Below are 17,556 nucleotides of genomic sequence, written 5' to 3' on the forward strand. Positions count from 1 at the left end.
TCCACTCTCCCGTCGAGGTGGCGGATCACGCGGAGGACGTACGGACACGTTGCAGGGCGGCGGTCAGCCCCCGGATGTCGTCCGGGGTGTGGTTCGCCGCGATGCACACCCGCAGCTGGGCGGCGCCGCGCCGGACGATGGGGAAGAAGACGACGGAGGCGTAGTAGCCCGCGTCCAAAAGCTGTTCCCCGGCCCGGAGGGCGTCCTCCTCGCCGCCGATGGGGATCATGCGGATGGGGCTGAACGGCAGCCGCTCCCCCATCAGTTCGTCGTAGAGCGTGACGCGTTCGCGGAGCACGCCTTGCAACCGCTTGACCGTACCGTCGTGGTGCAGGCCCACCACGGCCCGGCAGGCGTGCACCGCCTGGAAGGTCTGCGCCGCGGAGAACGCGTAGATCTGGCCGTAGGAGCGGATCAGCCGCTCCCGCCACTCCCCCGCCACGAGCAGCCCGCCGCCGTAGGCGCCGTAGCCCTTGGACAGGGAGTAGGTGAGGATCAGCCGGTCGGGTGCGTCGCCGTCGACCTCGCCGAGTACCACGCCCTCGCCGCGGTCGCCGAAGATGGTCATACCGTGGGCGTCGTCGATGTAGAGGTAGAAGTCGAGCCGCTCGGCCAGGTCCAGCAGCTCCCGTACGGGGCACAGACCGCCCATGGAGTAGATGCCGTCGGCGATGTAGACCGGCACCTCACCGCGCTCGCGGGCCCGGAGCACCTGCTGTTCGAGCTCGTCGAGCGCGTTGTGCCGTACGGTCTCGACCGTCGCCTCCGCGGCCACCACGGGCTTGAGGTACTGCATGGAGGAGTGCGCGAACTGGTCGAAGATCAGGCACATCCGGTGGCTGGCGCCCTCCTCCACCAGCACACCGCTGGCCAGCAGTGGCATGACGGAGATATGCGCGGCCGTGGTCGAGGGGAAGGTGATCACCCGTCCCCGGTAGAGCTCCGACAGCTCCTCCTCCAGCTCGCGCTGGGGCTCGATGGAGAACCGGGAGCGGGCGCAGCAGAAGTTCATGCCCCAGGTCTCGTCCACGGACTTCGACGCCTCGATGACGGTCGGGTGGACATCGAGGCCGAGGTAGGAGCAGTTGACGAACTCGACGACATCCCGGTCGTCCGGTAACAGCACATGCTTGCCGTTCCGGCCCTTGATGGTGACCTGCATCAAGTGGCTCTGAACGGCCCGACGGAATCGGTCGGACGACTCCGTGATGACGAACGGGGTATTCCTGTGCTTTGCGGCGCTGGCAGATGGTTTCACGGCAACCTCCGCTTTGACGGGCGAGCATGGCGAACCGCGGTCGGAACCACGGTCATTCCTCGGCCCAGAAGACGTCAGGGATCGTGAATACGTCGAGGAAGGCCGGGAAGAGAAGCGTCAGTGGAACGTCGGTAGAAAACCGGTTGAAGATCGTCAGAAAATGCGGAAGATCAGGGAAACGCCGACGGATGGCCGACGGACCGGCCAGGATGCCGCCACGCAGGTGAAGTTACCGATCGCCAACGCCCCCCGTTCCATGATCGGTTTTTCAGGCGCTCGATATCGTCCCGACGCGAGCCGATTTGGTCATGAAGCGCGGCTCACGGGGCGCTCGTACGCACCTTTCCTTCATACCGTACCTGACGGTGGGCACGGCAAGTATTTCCGAGAAAACGAAGACACCCTTCCGCTTGCCCCCCATCGCTCCATCGGTTATCAGGCCAAAAACAACCTGTGAATCCAGTGACGTACGGCAAATAGACTGGGCCGATGCAATCGCGGCAAGGAATCATCCTCGGCTTCAGTGCGTACGTCATCTGGGGCCTGTTCCCGCTGTACTTCAAGCTTCTCGAGGACTCCGGCACGGTCGAGATCGTCCTGCACCGCTATCTATGGGCGCTACCGATGTGCGCCCTGGTGCTGGCGGTGACCGGTGGCCTCGCACAGGTGCGGCCGGTCCTGCGCACCCCGCGCCGGGTGGGCCTGCTCGGTGCCGCCGCCCTGTCACTGGCCCTGACGTCGGGTGTGTACATCTACGCGGTGAATTCTGGCCATGTGGTCGAGGCATCCTTGGGGTACTTCATCAACCCGCTGGTGACGGTGGCCCTCGGCGTGGCCGTCCTGCGTGAGCGGCCGCGGCGCGCCCAGTGGTGGGCGGTCGGCATCTGCGCCCTCGCCGTGGCCGTCCTCACCGTCGCCTACGGCCGCCTGCCGTGGATCGCGCTGACCCTGGCAGGTTCCTTCGGTGTCTACGGGCTGCTGAAGAACCGCGTCGGCGGCGATGTGGGTGCCCTTGTCGGGCTCACCGTCGAGACCCTGGTGCTGGCCCCCGTCGCCGTGGTGGGCGTCGCCGCCTACGCGGCCACCGGACACGGTACGTTCACCGTGGACGCGCCCTGGCAGGGACTGCTGCTGGCGTCGGGCGGCCTGGCGATCGTCGCCCCTCTTCTGCCGTTCGCTGCGGCCGTCCGCCGGGTGCCGCTCATCACGATCGGCCTTCTGCAATACATCACACCGGTGCTTCAACTCCTCATCGGCGTGGCCCTGTTCCATGAGTCCATGCCGGCTTCCCGGTGGACCGGCTTCGGCCTCGTCTGGGCGGCGCTGGCCGTGCTCACCGCGGACGGACTGCGCGCTCGGGCCCGGTCCCGAGCCGCGCGCCAGGACCGGCACACCGCCTCCGAAGAGGAGAGGAAGCGGGCACAGCAGGGGGCGTGACGGAAGCGGCACACCGGAGCGCGATGAGAGTCGCGGCCGACCGCGGTCTGCCGGTGGACGCCTCGGAGGTGGCCCGGGCCGAGCACGCGGCCTCGGCTTCGCGAGAGCCAGCGGCATCGACACCGACCGCTACTCCAGCGCCTTACGGGCGTCCTCACCCTGGGTCCACCGGACACCGAGCCGCTGGCGGGTGAGGAGCCAGCCGTCCGCGCCCCGGCTGAACTCCCATTCGTATGGGCCGCCCATGGCGTAGGGGGAGCCGGTCTTCCCCGGTTCGGTGACGGCGACGAACCACATATAACCGATGCCGGTGGCCCGGTCGTCCTCCTCGATGTGGACGTGCATGTTCAGGATGTGGTGCTGCATGCTCGGATAGGGCGCCTCCGCCTCCTCCACCGTGGCCCGGATCGCCTCCTTTCCGCGGATCTTCTCCCACGGGCCGAACTCGAGCGTCGCGTCGTCGGCCCAGCACGCGATCCAGGCGTCCCAGTCCTTGAGGTCAAGCGCCCGCCACCCACGGATCATCAGGGTGCGCAGCGCCTCCTTGTCCTCCAGAACCCGAACTCTCCGCAGCAGCTGGTCGTTGTCGTTGGTGGCGGATGACATCTCGGCTTCGTTCCTTCCGGGACGGGGGGGTACGGGACGGCGCTCAAGAGGGCGCCGTCCGGAGTCTGTTCCACGGCGCGGGCGCGAACCAGGACAGGCCGTCCCTGGGAGGCGCGCACCCAGGCACCCCCGCGCCAGCGGGTTCACCGGGTTCACCGAAGGCGAGGTGACCTTCCCCATACGACCTCAGAACCACATGCGGGCCGAGGTGTCCCCCCACGGTCGGACACCATCCCAGCCTGTCGGTGGTTTCTCCCCAACAGCCGTGTGCGCAAGGGTGAATGCGTCCCACTCAGACCGCGCATAAGGACACCCCACGTGCGAAGCAGATCCCTCACTCATGTCCTGGCGGCAAGTACCCTCGCGGCGCTGGTGCCGGCGCTCGCCCCGGGCACCGCGTCCGCCGCCGAGAACCCCCTGGAGCAGTACACCGGGCAGCGGCCGTCGTGGCACCGCTGCGCCAGCGACAGTCCGGCCTCCTACCAGTGCGCCACCATCAAGGTCCCGCTGGACTACAGCCGTCCCGACGGCAAGAAGGTCGGCCTCGCGATATCGCGGATGAAGACCAGCACCGCGGCGGAGCGCCGTGGTGTGCTGCTGCTCAACCCCGGTGGACCGGGCGGCTCCGGCGTCGGTATGCCGCTCGGTATGGCCGGTCAGCTGCCCGCGTCCGTGAAGAAGAAGTACGACCTCGTCGGCTTCGACCCCCGGGGCGTCGGAAAGAGCTCCCCCGTCAGCTGTGGTCTCACCGCCGATGAGCAGAACTGGGAACGGCCCTACCGGGCCGACAAGTTCGCCAAGGATGTGAAGTGGGCCCGCGCCTTCGCCGAGAAGTGCGACACCGAACAAGGCGACAGACTGCGCCACATCACCACCCGGAACACAGCCCGTGACATGGAGGTGATCCGGGGCGTGCTCGGCGAGAAGAAGATCTCCTACCTGGGGTACTCGTACGGCACCTACCTGGGCGCCGTCTACACGCAGATGTTCCCCCGGCACGCCGACCGATTCATTCTGGACAGCGCCGTGGACCCGGCGCGCATATGGCGCGGCATGATCCAGATATGGGGCGAGGGCGCCGAACCGGCCTTCACCCGGTGGAGCGAGTGGACCGCCCGGCGGCACAGCACCTACAGGCTGGGCAAGACACCCAAGGCCGTTCGCAAAACCTTCTGGGACCTGGTCGCCCGGGCCGACCGCGAGCCGATCGAGTTCGAGGGCCGGAAACTGACCGGCGATGACATCCGCTCCGGCAGCCGTGGCGCGTTCTTCAGTGTGCGCGAGGGCGCGGACAGCATCGCCAAGCTCAAGAAGGCGGCCGACCGGGGCCCGGCCCGTACCGGTGAGCCCAAGGCGCCCAGCCGTCCCACCCAGCCGGCCTTCGGCCGGGCGGCGCCGGACGACAACAGCACCGCCGCGTTCTGGACCGTCGTATGCGCGGACACCCGTGCCTGGCCGCGCGACCCCGAGCGGTACCGTGACGACGCGGTGCGGGCGAAGAAGAAGTACCCGCTGTACGGCGACTTCGGTTCCACCATCAAGCCGTGCGCGTTCTGGAAGAAGGACGGCAGCGAGCCCGCCACCACGTTCGACAACAAGGTCGGCGCGCTCGTCCTCCAGAACGAGTGGGACTCCCAGACGCCCCTCGCCAGCGGTCGCGGTCTGCACCGGGCCATGAAGGGCTCGCGGATGGTCACCGTCGCCGGAGGCGAAGGCCATGGCGTCTACGGCACCAAGTCGTGCGCGGACAAGACGGCCACGAGCTATCTCACCACCGGCCGTCTCCCGGCGAAGGACCTGACCTGCCGGACACCCGCGTCACCGCGCGAGCGTGGCTTCAACAAGCTGCCCCTTCCCACACCTCCGGGACTGCCGGGCATGACGGATCGCCTCTGAACCCCTGGTGATCCGTACAGCATGACGTGAAAACGACGTGGGGCTTCAGGCCACTGGAGCCCCACGTTGCATGCGTGGCACGGCCCAGGTCAGTGGCGCGCACCACGAACTCGGCTTCGTAGGCATGTGAATCAGCCACGAGCGGACGGTCGAACTGGTAGCGGATCTCGGCCAGTTCGGGGATCGGCAGTGGCGCGGTGGCCGCGCCCGCGGGACCGGATCCCATGACGGCATGAAGGTTCACGGCCGCACATTGGCGTCCGTTCGATTGCTCATGAATCACTTACGAATCGTTCATTCCTCTTCCCGCTTGAACATGAAAGTGACATCCTCGCCGCCCGGATCAGTGCTTCGTTGAAATGTGCTCGAATTGTCCGCTTTCGCGCGTTATCCGACCTTCCGGGAGAAGACATGGCGTCCGTGGCACACACGGGGGATCTTGTCATTGGTGTCACCCCGTTCGGGGATCCGGACGCCAGACTCGCGGCGGCGTTAAGTCGCGCCGGCGGGCTCGGAGTGCTCGATCTGGGCACCGGTGGCCGTCAGGCGCGGGAGGCGCTGGAGCGCACCCGGAAGTGGGTGGGTGACGGCCGGTTCGGGGTCCGGGTGGCGGCGGGCTGCCGCCTCGCACCGGGGGATCTGATCACACCGCCGGCCGGTATCACACCGCCGGCCGGTATCACACCGGATGCGGACGGTGCGCACCACACACGGCCCGTGGACGCCGATCCACGGGCCGTCGGTGTGGAAGGGCCGCACACGGTGGTGCTCTGCGCGGACGCCCCGTGGGCCGTCCAGGACCTCACCGGACGCCACCGGGTGCTCGTCGAGGTCATCTCCGCGGACGAGGCCCTGGCCGCGATCGCTGCCGGGGCCCACGGACTGATCGCGCGGGGCAACGAGAGCGGCGGCCGGGTGGGCGAGCTGAGCACCTACGTACTGCTCCAACGGCTGCTCTCCGACCCGGCGGTGACGGTACCGGTGTGGGCGTGCGGTGGCATCGGTCCGCATACGGCGGCGGCCGCCGTCGTGGCCGGCGCGGCAGGAGTCGTGCTGGACAGCCAGCTGGCGCTGCTCGCCGACTGCGGGCTGCCCGAGGAGCGGGTGGCCGCGCTCCGCTCCATGGACGGCTCGGAGACCGTGGTGACGGAGGGCCACCGTGTGCTGCGACGGCGCGTGTCCGCGCCCGGGACGCGACCACTCCCCGTCGGCCAGGACGGCTTCCTCGCGGCGCGGTTCGCCGAGCGCTGGCGCGACACCGCGCGGACGGTCCGCGCCATCACCGACGCCATCACCGACGCCATCCGGGACGCGGGAGCGGCGACGGGCGGGGACGAACAACTCCACGGTGGCGCCGGGGCGGCGGTTCCGGTGCCCGGGGCCGCGACGGACCCCCGGTGGGCGTTACGGCCCGGGGCGGTGCTGCGCCCCGGTGCGCCGATGACCCGTACGACCGGGACCCGGCTGCCGCTCGCCCAGGGTCCGATGACCCGGGTCAGCGATCAGGCCGGTTTCGCGTCCGCCGTGGCCGACGGCGGTGCGCTGCCGTTCATCGCGCTCGCCCTGGCCGGACGCGACCGGGCCCGCACCCTGCTGGAGGAGGCCGGGCAGGCACTGGCCGGACGGCCCTGGGGTGTCGGGGTGCTCGGATTCGCACCCGAGGAGATCAGGAACGCCCAGCTGGAGGCCGTGCTCGAGGTCCGGCCCAGCCACGCCATCATCGCCGGTGGCCGGCCGTCCCAGGCCGTGGCCCTGGAGCGGGAGGGCATCACCACCTTTCTGCATGTGCCCTCACCGGGGCTGCTCGGGCAGTTCCTGCGGGCCGGGGCCCGCCGGTTCGTCTTCGAGGGCTCGGAGTGCGGCGGCCATGTGGGCCCGCGGAACAGCTTCCCGCTGTGGGAGGCGCAGTTAGGGGTGATCGAGGACTTCCTCGACGGCACGGACGGTACGGGGGGCACAGGAGGGAACGCGGGCGGGGCGGCGGCGAGCGGACCGGACAGCAGGGACGGCGCGGACGGCACGGGCCAAGAGCATCGCATCGAGGTGTTCTTCGCCGGTGGCATCCACGACGAGCGGTCCGCCGCGATGGTGGCCGCGCTCGCCGCCCCGCTGACCCGGCGCGGTGGCGCCGTGGGCCTGCTGATGGGCACGGCCTACCTGTTCACCGAGGAGGCCGTGGCACAGGGCGCCGTCCAGCCGCTGTTCCAGCGCCAGGTGGTCGCCGCGCGGCGCACCGCGCTGCTCGAGACCGCGCCGGGACATGCCACCCGGTGTGTGCCCAGTCCCTACGCCGACAGCTTCCACACCGTCCGGAACGGGCTGCGCGAACGCGGCACACCGGACCGGCGGCTGTGGGAGGAGCTGGAGCGCCTCAACGTCGGTCGGCTGCGGATCGCCAGCAAGGGTGTCGAACGTGACGCGGGCGGCGCCCTGGTGGCGGTCGGCGAGGAACGTCAGCTCACCGAGGGGATGTTCATGGCCGGGGATGTGGCGGTGCTGCGCTCGGCCACCACCACCGTCGACGCGCTGCACCACTCCGTCACCTCGGCGGCGGCGGACTTCCTCGACCGGAGCACGGCCGCGCTCCGCGAGCGTCTCGGCACCGGTACGGATCGGCGGCGCGAACGGCCCCAGGCGCCACCGCCGCTGGACATCGCCGTGATCGGCATGGCCTGTATGTTCCCGCAGGCGCCCGATCTCGCCACGTTCTGGGGCCATGTGGTGGGCGGTGTGGACGCCGTGACGGAAGTACCCGTCGAGCGGTGGGATCCCGCCGTCCACTACCGGGGAGACGGCGACAAGGAGGGGGGCGGAGCCTCCAGCGGTACCAACTCCCGGTGGGGCGGCTTCCTGCCGCGGATCCCCTTCGACCCGTTGCGCTACGGCATCCCGCCGGCCTCGCTGGGCAGTATCGAACCCGTACAGCTGCTCGCGCTGGAGGCCGCGCGCCAGGCCCTGGAGGACGCCGGATACGGCGACGGCGAGGACGGCCGCGCCCTCGACCGCTCCCGCACCTCGGTGGTCTTCGGGGCCGAGTCGGGCAGCGACCTGTCCCACGCGCAGACGCTGCGTGCCGTCCTCCCCTCGTACTTCGGCGAGGTGCCGCCTGGTGTGGCCGAGCAGTTGCCCGCGCTCACCGAGGACGGTTTCCCGGGCATGCTCGCCAATGTGATCGCCGGACGGATCGCCAACCGGCTGGACCTGGGCGGCGCCAACTACACGGTGGACGCGGCGTGCGCGTCATCGCTGGCCGCCGTGGACGTGGCGTGCAAGGAACTGGTCGGCGGCACCAGTGACACCGTGCTGTGCGGCGGCGCCGATCTGCACAACAGCATCACCGACTACATGCTGTTCTCCTCGGTCCACGCCCTCTCCCCGACCGGGCGCTCACGCACCTTCGACAGCTCCGCCGACGGCATCGTCCTCGGCGAGGGCGTGGCGTGTCTGGTGCTCAAGCGGCTGTCCGACGCCGAACGGGACGGCGACCGCGTCTACGGCGTGATCAAGGGCGTGGGCAGTTCGAGCGACGGCCGTTCGCTGGGGCTGACCGCGCCACGTCCCGAGGGACAGCGGGCGGCGCTGGAACGCGCGTACCGCAACGCCCGTGTCTCACCCGCGGACGTCGGCCTCCTCGAGGCCCACGGCACGGGAACGGTGGTCGGGGACCGCACCGAACTCACCGTCCTCACCGAGGTGTTCGGCGCGGCCGGGGCCCGTCCGGGCAGCTGTGCGCTCGGCTCGGTGAAGTCCCAGATCGGGCACACCAAATGCGCCGCGGGGCTGGCCGGTCTGATCAAGACCATGCTGGGACTGCACACCGGAGTCAAACCGCCGACCCTGCATATGGAGCGGCCCAACTCCGCCTGGGACGGCGACAGCAGCCCGTTCGCCTTCCCCGCGGAGGCTCGGCCGTGGGTGGCGCCCGCCGCCGAGCGCGTCGCGGGGGTCAGCGGGTTCGGATTCGGCGGCACCAACTTCCATGTGGTGGTGGCGGCCCATGACAACGGCGCTCCCCCGCCACAGGGGCTCCGCGCCTGGCCCGCGGAGCTCTTCACCTTCCGTGGCGCCGATCACGCGGCGGCACTCCGCGCGGTGGCGGACACCCTCAGGCTGGCGACGGCGGCCGACACCGGCACCGCGCGGCCGTGGCGGCTGCGCGATCTGGCGCTGGCCGCGTCCCGGCGGTCGGACACCGAGCACACACCGGTGCGGGTGGCGGTGGTGGCCGAGGACGTGGAGGGGCTCACGGCGCGGTTGCGCCGGGTGCTGGCGGGCGAATGCGACCCAGCGGCCGGGATCCACGTATCGGGAGCGCCGGAGGCCGACAGCCCCGGCGAGGGTGGCGGTCCCGGCGGAGCTGACGGACCGGGCAAGGTGGCGTTCCTCTTCCCCGGCCAGGGCAGCCAGCGCCCCGGGATGTTCGCCGGACACTTCATCGCCTTCCCCGAGCTCCAGCGCCATCTGGAGCTCGGCCGCCGCCACGCCGACGTGCTCTATCCACCGGCGGCCTTCGACACGGCGGGGAGGGCCGCGCAGCGCGCCGCGCTGACCGACACCCGGGTGGCGCAGCCCGCCCTCGGCATGACCGGGCTGGCCGCGTACGACCTGCTCACCTCCGCCGGTGTGGTGCCCGATATGGCGGGCGGGCACAGCTACGGAGAGCTGGTGGCGCTCTGCGCGGCGGGGGCCCTCACCCCGCGCGCCCTGCTGGAGCTGAGCGCGGAACGCGCGGCGGCCATCGTGGCGGCCGCGGGCGACACACCCGGCGCCATGGCGGCGGTGACGGCACCGGCCGAGGACGTCGTACGGGTACTGCGGGACACCGGGCTCGACGAGCGGGTCGTCCTCGCCAATCACAACGCCCCGCGCCAGGTCGTGGTGTCCGGACCGGAGGAGGCGGTGGCCGAGGCGGTGGGTGCGCTGCGGGACGCCGGACACTCGGCCAAGACCCTCCCGGTGGCCTGTGCCTTCCACAGCCCGCTGGTGGCGGACGCCTCGGACCGCTTCGCCGACGTACTGTCCCGGCGGGAGCTGGCGCCACCGGAGTTCCCGGTCTGGGCGAACCGCACGGCCGCGCCGCACGGTACGGAGCCGGATGCCATCCGGGCGGAACTCGCCGCCCAGATCGGGGCGCCGGTGCGGTTCGTGGAGCAGATCGAGGCCATGTACGCGGCGGGCGCGCGGGTGTTCGTCGAGGCGGGCCCCGGCACGGTGCTCACCCGGCTCGTCGGGGCGATCCTCGGCGACCGCCCGCACCGCGCCGTCGCCTGCGACGGCGCGCGGGGCGACACCGTTACGGACGGACTGCGCGGTTTCCTCGACGCGCTCGCCCAACTGGCGGTGGCCGGGCTGCCGGTACGTACCGGCTGGCTGTTTCACGGCCGCGACGCCGTGGACGCCGGACGCGGCGATCCGCCGCGCCGGGCGGGCTGGACGGTCGACGGGCAGTTGGTCCGCACCGCCGCCGGTGACTTTCTCCCCGGTGCGCTCGCACCGGCCCGACGTGTTGTGGAGGCAACGGTGAGCCAGGTGGAACACACGGAGGGGGTGCGGGGCGGCCGGGACGCCCTGATCTCCGAATTCCTCAGGACCAGCAGGGAGATGGTGGCGGCGCAGCGCGATGTGCTCCTGACGTACCTCGGCGCCGCGCCGGAGACCCGGCCGATCGCTCCGGACACCGTTCCGGCGCTGGTGTCGGCGCCGGTGGCCGCACCCACTTCCACCGCGGCCACCGTACCCGTGCAGACGCCACCGCTCGCCGCCGATGACACCCCGTCCGTCCGGGAGCACACCGTGCCGGATGTGCTCCGCGCCGTCTCGGACATCATCAGTGAACGCACCGGATACCCGCTCGACATGATCGAGCCGGATCTCGACCTGGAAGCCGATCTGAGCATCGACTCGATCAAACGGGCCGAGATCGCGGGAGAGCTGGCCCGGCGGCTGGGCATGGCCGGTGCGAGTGCCCTCGGTGACGAGGAGCTGGAAGAGCTGGCCAAGGCCCGTACGGCCATGGCCGTCGCCACCTGGCTGACCGCCCGGCTCTCCCCCGCCACCGCCGAACCCGCGGAGCCGCCACGGCCCGTCGCCACCCTCGAAGCGACGGACACCGAAACCACCGACGCCCTCACCGGAACGGCGCCCCGCCGCTTCCTGTTGCGTCCGGTGCCGCTCGTCGCTCCCGACACCGCCGCCACCGCGCCCGCGCTGCTGTCCGGCACCCGCTTCGCCCTGCTCGGGGCCGCCGGTGAGGTGGCCGAGGCGCTCACCGCGCGGCTGACCGGATACGGCGCCGAGGCCGTGGTGTTCGACGCGGAACACGAGCTGGACGAGGCTGATGGCCGGGTGGACGGAGTGGTCCTGCTCGACCCGTTCACCGGCTCCGGCGCGCCCGTGCTGCCCGCCGCGTTCCCGGCCGTCCGGGCGGCGCTGCGCCGCCGCCCACGATGGCTGCTGGCCGCCCGCCGCGACGATCCGCTCGACCTCCGCGCGGCCGGGCTGCGCGGGCTGTTCCGTACGGTGGCCAAGGAGTACCCCCAGGTCGCGGCGGCCGTCGTCGACTTCCCCGCGGACGGGACGGCCACCGCGGCCACCGTCGCCGACGCGCTGATCGACGAGCTGGCCGCCGACGACCGCGCACCGGTCGTGCTGCGCACCGCCACCGGGCGGCAGGGTCTCGAGGCCGTGGAGTCCGCGCCGGGGGCGCTCGCCACCTCGGGCGCGGGCCCCGCGGGCGAGGGCGCTGCGGAGGCCGAGGCCCTGGGACTCGACCAGGACGCGGTGGTCGTGCTGGTCGGCGGTGGCCGCGGTATCACCGCACGTTTCGCCGCCACCCTCGCGACGGCGTCCCGCTGCCGGATCGAGCTGCTGGGCCGTACCCCCGAACCCGTGGGCTCCGAGGACCCGGCCACCGCCGGGGCCCGGGACGAGCCCGCGCTGCGCGCCGCGCTCGCCGCCCGCGGCGGCGGCACACCGGCGGAGATCCAGCGGGAGGCGGCCCGGATCCTGGCCGCACGCGAAGTGGCGGCCACGGTCGAGGAGTTGCGGAGCCTGGGCAGCCGGGTGCGCTACCGGTCGGTGGACGTACGCGACACGGCCGCGGTGCTCCAGGCCGTCAAGGAGATCCAGGCCGACCACGGACGGCTGGACGGCGTGGTGTACGCGGCCGGTGTGATCGAGGACCAGCTGATCGAGGAGAAGTCGGCGGAGTCCTTCCGGCGGGTGTTCGGCACCAAGACGGACGGGGCGAGCGCCCTGTTGGACGCGCTGGACAAGGTCTCGGCCGAGCCCTCGTTCGCGGTGCTCTTCGGCAGTGTCTCCGCGGTGTCGGGCAACCGCGGACAGGCCGACTACGCGGCTGCCAACGACGCGTTGGAGGCCATCGGGGCGCGGTGGGCGGCCCGCACCGGACGCCGGGCGCTCACCGTGCACTGGGGTCCCTGGGCACCGGCGGGCGCCCACCATGGAATGGTGACCCCGGAGCTGGCGCGGGCGTACGCCCGGCGTGGTATCGCACTCATCGACCCCGAGGAGGGTGCGCTGGCCCTGCTGCGCGAGCTGGCCTGGGGCGAGGAGTCCGTCCGTGCCGTCGTCCGCACCGCCTCGCGCTGGTGACCGCGGCCACGGACCGTGCGACGGACGGGGCCGCCGGGGCGGGCGGTGCCCCGCCGGTGGCCATCGTGGGGATGTCCGTGCTGTTCCCCGGCGCCCCCGGGCTCGACGCCTACTGGCGGAATCTGCTGGGCGGGGTGGACGCCATCACCGATGTCCCGGCCGGGCGGTGGGACGCGGCGTACTACACGCCGGGGAGCACGGGTGGCGGTGCGGCGGGCCCCGACCGGGTGTACTGCCGACGGGGCGGGTTCGTCGATGAGTTCGCCGAGGTGGAGGCCGTACGGTTCGGGATCACACCGTCTTCGGTGTCCGGCACCGAGCCCGATCAGCTGATCGCGCTGAAGGTGGCCGCGGAGGCCCTGGACGACGCGGGCGGCCCGGACCGGCTGCCCGCTCCGGAGCGGGTCGGTGTGGTCCTCGGACGCGGTGGCTATCTCACCCCGGGACTCGCCCGGCTGGACCAACGGGTGCGTACCGCACACCAGTTGACGCATACGCTCGCGGAGCTGCTGCCCGGACTGCGGGACGAGGTGCTGGACCGGGTCCGGTCGGCGTTCGTCGAGCGGCTGGGGCCCGACCGGCCCGAGGCGGCGATCGGTCTGGTGCCCAACCTGGCCGCCTCCCGGGTGGCCAACCGTCTCGATCTGCGCGGCCCGGTGTACACGGTGGACGCCGCGTGCGCGTCCTCGCTCGTCGCCGTCGACCAGGCCGTCGGGGAACTGGCCTCCGGCCGGTGTGACGTGATGCTCGCGGGGGGTGTGCACCACTGCCACGACATCACGCTGTGGAGTGTGTTCAGCCAGCTGCGCGCGCTGTCGCCGAGCCAGCGCATCCGCCCGTTCCACCGGGGGGCCGACGGTGTGCTGATCGGTGAGGGCACCGGTGTGGTGGTGCTCAAGCGGCTGGCCGACGCCCTGCGTGACGGGGACCGTGTCTACGCCGTCGTACGGGGCACCGGGGTGGCGGGCGACGGCCGTGCCGCGGGGCTGACCACCCCCGACCCCGGCGGCCAGACCCGGGCCGTGCGGCAGGCGTGGCGGACGGCGGGGCTGGACCCTCGCGAGCCCGGTGTGATCGGGCTGCTGGAGGCGCATGGCACCGGTACGCCCGCGGGGGACACGGCCGAACTGGCCACCGTTTCAGAGGTGTTCGGCCCCGGTGGTGATCCCGGCGGCAGCCGCGGCCGCCACTCGCCGGTCATCGGCTCGGTGAAGTCCATGATCGGGCACACGATGCCCGCGGCGGGCGTGGCCGGTCTGGTCAAGGCCGCACTGGCGCTCCACCACGGGCGGCTGCTGCCGACACTGCACTGTGACGATCCGCATCCCGCGCTGGCGGCCACCCGTTTCCGTACCCTCGACAAGGCCGAGCCCTGGGAGACCGGGCCCGGTGCGCGGGTGCGCCGGGCCGCGGTGAACGCCTTCGGCTTCGGCGGGATCAACGCGCATGTGGTGCTGGAGGAAGCGCCGTCGGCACCTCGGCGTCCCACTCCCACCCCCGCTCCGGCCACTGCCACCGCCGCCACCGCCGTGTCCGAACCCGAGCCCGTGCTCGCCCTCGCGGCCGCCACCCCGGAGGCCCTGGGCGAACTGCTCGCGGCGGACGACACCGCGCTGCGTACCACCGGTGCGGACGGCCACCGCACACCGGGCCGGGCCCGGCTCGGCATCGTCGCGCCGACCGCCAAACGGCTGGCCCTGGCGCGGCGGGTGGTGGCGGGCGGCCGGGCCTGGCGCGGCCGTGGCGACCTCTGGTTCACCCCGGCCCCGCTGCTCGGCGAGGGCGGCGAACGGCAGGCCGGTGGCGCACGCCGCGACGGCGGTACCGCAACGGGCGGTCTGGCCTTTGTCTTCCCCGGTCTGGAGGCGGAGTTCGCACCCCAGGTGGACGGCGTGGCCGCCTACTTCGGTCTCCCCGGCGCGGTCGCCCGCCACTCCGCCGAGACGGCGCGGGTCGGTGATGTGGGCCGCCACGGCGTCGGGGTGTTCGCGGTCGGACGGCTGCTCGACCGCGCACTGCGGACGATGGGTCTGGTGCCAGACGCGCTCGCGGGCCACAGCATCGGCGAATGGACCGCCATGGCGGCGGGCGGGCTCTGCTCCGGCGAGGCCATCGACACCTTCCTCGACTCCTTCGACCCCGACGCGCTCCGGGTCCCCGGTCTGGCCTTCGCCGCGCTCGGCGCCTCCGCCGAGCGGGTGGTGGCCGCCCTCGACGAACGGCCGTACGCCGGAACGGTGCTCTCGCACGACAACGCGCCCCACCAGTCGATGGTGTGCGGACCACGGGCCGCCGTCGAGGAGTTCGTCACCGCGCTGCGCGCCGAGGGTGTTATCGCGCAGGTGCTGCCGTTCCAGTCCGGCTTCCACACCCCGATGCTCGCGCCCTATCTGGAGTCCATCAAGGAGACCGTGGGCCGGTTCGAACTGCTGGCCCCGGCCACCCCGGTGTGGTCGGCGACCACCGCCGCGCCGTATCCGCGGAGTGAGGTGGCGGTACGTGAACTGTTCGTACGCCATCTGCTGGAGCCGGTGCGGTTCCGCGCCTTGACCGAGGCGCTGTACGCCTCGGGTGTGCGGGCGTTCGTCCAGGTCGGCACCGGGCAGTTGGCCTCGCTCATCGGGGACACCCTGAACGGCAGTGACCATCTGGTGGTGGCGGCGGGTTCGGCCCGGCGCGACGGTGTCGCCCAGCTGCGCCGGGTGGCCACCGCGCTGTGGGCCGAAGGCGCGCGCGTCGACCCCGCGTTGCCGCGGCCCGCCACGGTCGGCGGCGGAGAGCGACGGGCCACCGCGCCGCCGCCATCGGTGCGGCCCGCATCGCTGCCACCGGTACGGCTCGACCTCGGCGGTTCCCTGGTCTCCCTCGGCCAGCGGGACGCGGCCGCGCTGCGCGCGGAGCTCTCCGCCGCCCGGCCCTCCCCCGCACCGGGCGACGGCCGGTCCGGACAGCACGGGCTCACCGCCCTCGCCGGACACCACCCGCTGGCCTCCGAGCTCGACGCCCTGCTGCGCGAGACGGCGGACACGGCGGCGGAGGTCATGGTCGCGGCCGCCACCCTCCCTGCCACGTCGCACCACCTCCCGGCCGCGCCCGCCGCGCCCCGGAACACACGAGAGGTCGCGGCACCGCGCGACGCGCCCGCCACCACACGCGCCGTGCTGAGCGTGTCCACCCGGACCATGCCCTATCTGCTCGACCACTGCTTCTTCCCGCAACGCCCCGGCTGGCCCGACGAAACGGACCGCAGACCGGTGGTCCCGGCCACCACGATCCTCCAGCACCTCATGGACGCGGCGGAGCGGACCGCCCCCGGACGGCTGGCGGTCGCGGTGCACGGAGCGCGGTTCGACCAGTGGGTGGCGGCGGCGCCACCGGTCGAGGTGCCCGTCACCGTGACGCCCGACCCCGGCCGCCCGGACCACTTCGAGGTCACGTTCGGGGACGGCGCGCGCGGCACGGTGGAGACGGCGTCCGCCCATCCGGCCGACCGTCCCACGCCATGGCGTACGGATCCGGCCGACGAGCGGACACCCGACCACACCGCGGCCGAGCTGTACGACGAGCGGTGGATGTTCCACGGCCCCGCGTTCCAGGGCCTCACCCGGCTCACCGCCATCGGGGCGTCCCACGTACGGGGCACGATCACGACACCGTCGGCGCCCGGCGCGCTGCTGGACAACGTGGGTCAGCTCCTGGGCTACTGGATCATGGCCACGCGCACCGAGCGCACCGTGGTCTTCCCCGTCGCGCTGCGCGGACTGCGCCTGTTCGGACCGCCACCGGCGGTGGGCACCGCGGTGGAGTGCGTGGTGCGGATCGTGTCGCTGAGCGACACCGTCCTCGAGGCCGATATGCAGCTCCTCATCGATGGCGTGGTGTGGGCGGAGCTGACCGGCTGGCAGGACCGCCGCTTCGACAACCACCCCAGCACGGTGGCCGCCCAGCGCTTCCCGCAGCGCGACACGCTGTCCGGGGTGCGGCCCGGCGGCTGGGTCCTGGTCCATGAACGCTGGCCCGACCTGGCGTCCCGTGACCTGATCATGCGCAACCACCTGGGCGCGGCCGAACGCGCCGAGTACGAGCGCCATGCGCCACGCGGCCGCAGACAGTGGCTGCTCGGCCGGATCGCGGCCAAGGACGCGGTGCGGCAGTGGCTCTGGGAGCACGGGGAGGGCCCGGTCTTCCCCGCCGAGATCAGGATCCAGGAGGACGAGCGGGGGCGGCCCTGTGCCACCGGTGTGCACGGCCGGACGGTGCCGGAGCTGGAGGTGTCACTCGCCCACCGGGACGAGGCCGGGGTGGCCCTGGTGCGCGCCCGACCGCCGGGCGGGCGCGGTGTGCTGGGCATCGGTATCGAGGCGGTCATGGAAGCCGCCACCGGGATCCCGGTGGCGGGACGGGAACGGGAGGCGCTGGCCGCGGTGTGCGACGCGACCGGTGTGCCCGAGGACCGGTGGGCGGCTGCCTTCCGCGCCGCGCACCGGGCCGTGACCGCGGCTGAGGGGACACCGGCGGACCGGACACCACCGGAGACGGCCGTGGTCGAGGCCGGCCCCGGGTGGCTGGTGGCCGAGGTGTCCCCGTCCTCCGGTCCGTCGCGCCGCTACCGGATGCGGTGCGCGGAGACGGCCAACCCACCCGGGTTGCCGGTCAGGTACTACGCCGTGGCCTGGACGACCGGCACGGTGGACGACTACGAGGAGAACGCACTGTGACCATCGGTGAGCAGACGGCCCCACCCG

The 17,556-nt window shown here is 72.4% G+C and carries 7 protein-coding genes and 1 pseudogene; 5 read left to right on the forward strand and 3 right to left on the reverse strand.

Translation table 11 applies throughout. The annotated features are described in order from the left end of the window. Nucleotides 1–25: 25 nt before the first annotated feature. The gene (locus AB0C66_RS13580) at nucleotides 26–1,258 is read right to left on the reverse strand and encodes an aminotransferase class I/II-fold pyridoxal phosphate-dependent enzyme (protein WP_362436790.1); all 1,233 of its coding nucleotides are present in this window, start codon (nucleotides 1,256–1,258) and stop codon (nucleotides 26–28) included. Between AB0C66_RS13580 and AB0C66_RS13585 the strand changes: the two genes are divergently transcribed. Both AB0C66_RS13585 and rarD read left to right on the forward strand, forming a co-directional pair. Next, entirely contained in the window at nucleotides 1,209–1,715 is a 507-nt protein-coding gene (locus AB0C66_RS13585; RefSeq protein WP_362436792.1) for a hypothetical protein, read from the forward strand. The two genes, AB0C66_RS13580 and AB0C66_RS13585, sit on opposite strands and share 50 nt — an antisense overlap. A gap of 32 nt (nucleotides 1,716–1,747) precedes the next feature. After that, nucleotides 1,748–2,695, forward strand: coding sequence for an EamA family transporter RarD (gene rarD, locus AB0C66_RS13590; RefSeq protein ID WP_362436794.1), 948 nt, complete (start codon nucleotides 1,748–1,750; stop codon nucleotides 2,693–2,695). 129 nt (nucleotides 2,696–2,824) lie between these two features. Here the strand turns inward: rarD and AB0C66_RS13595 are convergent, their stop codons facing one another. Continuing rightward, complete coding sequence (locus AB0C66_RS13595) at nucleotides 2,825–3,301, reverse strand: nuclear transport factor 2 family protein (RefSeq protein WP_362436796.1); 477 nt, start codon at nucleotides 3,299–3,301, stop codon at nucleotides 2,825–2,827. A 318-nt stretch (nucleotides 3,302–3,619) separates the two neighbouring features. Between AB0C66_RS13595 and AB0C66_RS13600 the strand changes: the two genes are divergently transcribed. After that, complete coding sequence (locus AB0C66_RS13600) at nucleotides 3,620–5,197, forward strand: alpha/beta hydrolase (protein WP_362436798.1); 1,578 nt, start codon at nucleotides 3,620–3,622, stop codon at nucleotides 5,195–5,197. Nucleotides 5,198–5,282: 85 nt separating this feature from the next. Here the strand turns inward: AB0C66_RS13600 and AB0C66_RS13605 are convergent. After that, a pseudogene (locus tag AB0C66_RS13605) lies at nucleotides 5,283–5,384 on the reverse strand (NAD-dependent epimerase); the annotation flags it as partial. Nucleotides 5,385–5,608: 224 nt separating this feature from the next. On the opposite strand from AB0C66_RS13605, the gene AB0C66_RS13610 reads away from it, so the two are divergent. Then, nucleotides 5,609–12,811 (forward strand): SDR family oxidoreductase, encoded by a 7,203-nt coding sequence (locus AB0C66_RS13610; RefSeq protein ID WP_362436800.1) that lies wholly within the window; start codon nucleotides 5,609–5,611, stop codon nucleotides 12,809–12,811. Beyond that, nucleotides 12,808–17,529 (forward strand): beta-ketoacyl synthase N-terminal-like domain-containing protein, encoded by a 4,722-nt coding sequence (locus tag AB0C66_RS13615; RefSeq protein ID WP_362436802.1) that lies wholly within the window; start codon nucleotides 12,808–12,810, stop codon nucleotides 17,527–17,529. The genes AB0C66_RS13610 and AB0C66_RS13615 overlap by 4 nt, the downstream gene beginning before the upstream one ends. The last annotated feature ends 27 nt before the right edge of the window (nucleotides 17,530–17,556 follow it).

It is taken from the genome of Streptomyces sp. NPDC048636, assembly GCF_040650655.1.
Taxonomy (GTDB): Bacteria; Actinomycetota; Actinomycetes; order Streptomycetales; family Streptomycetaceae; genus Streptomyces.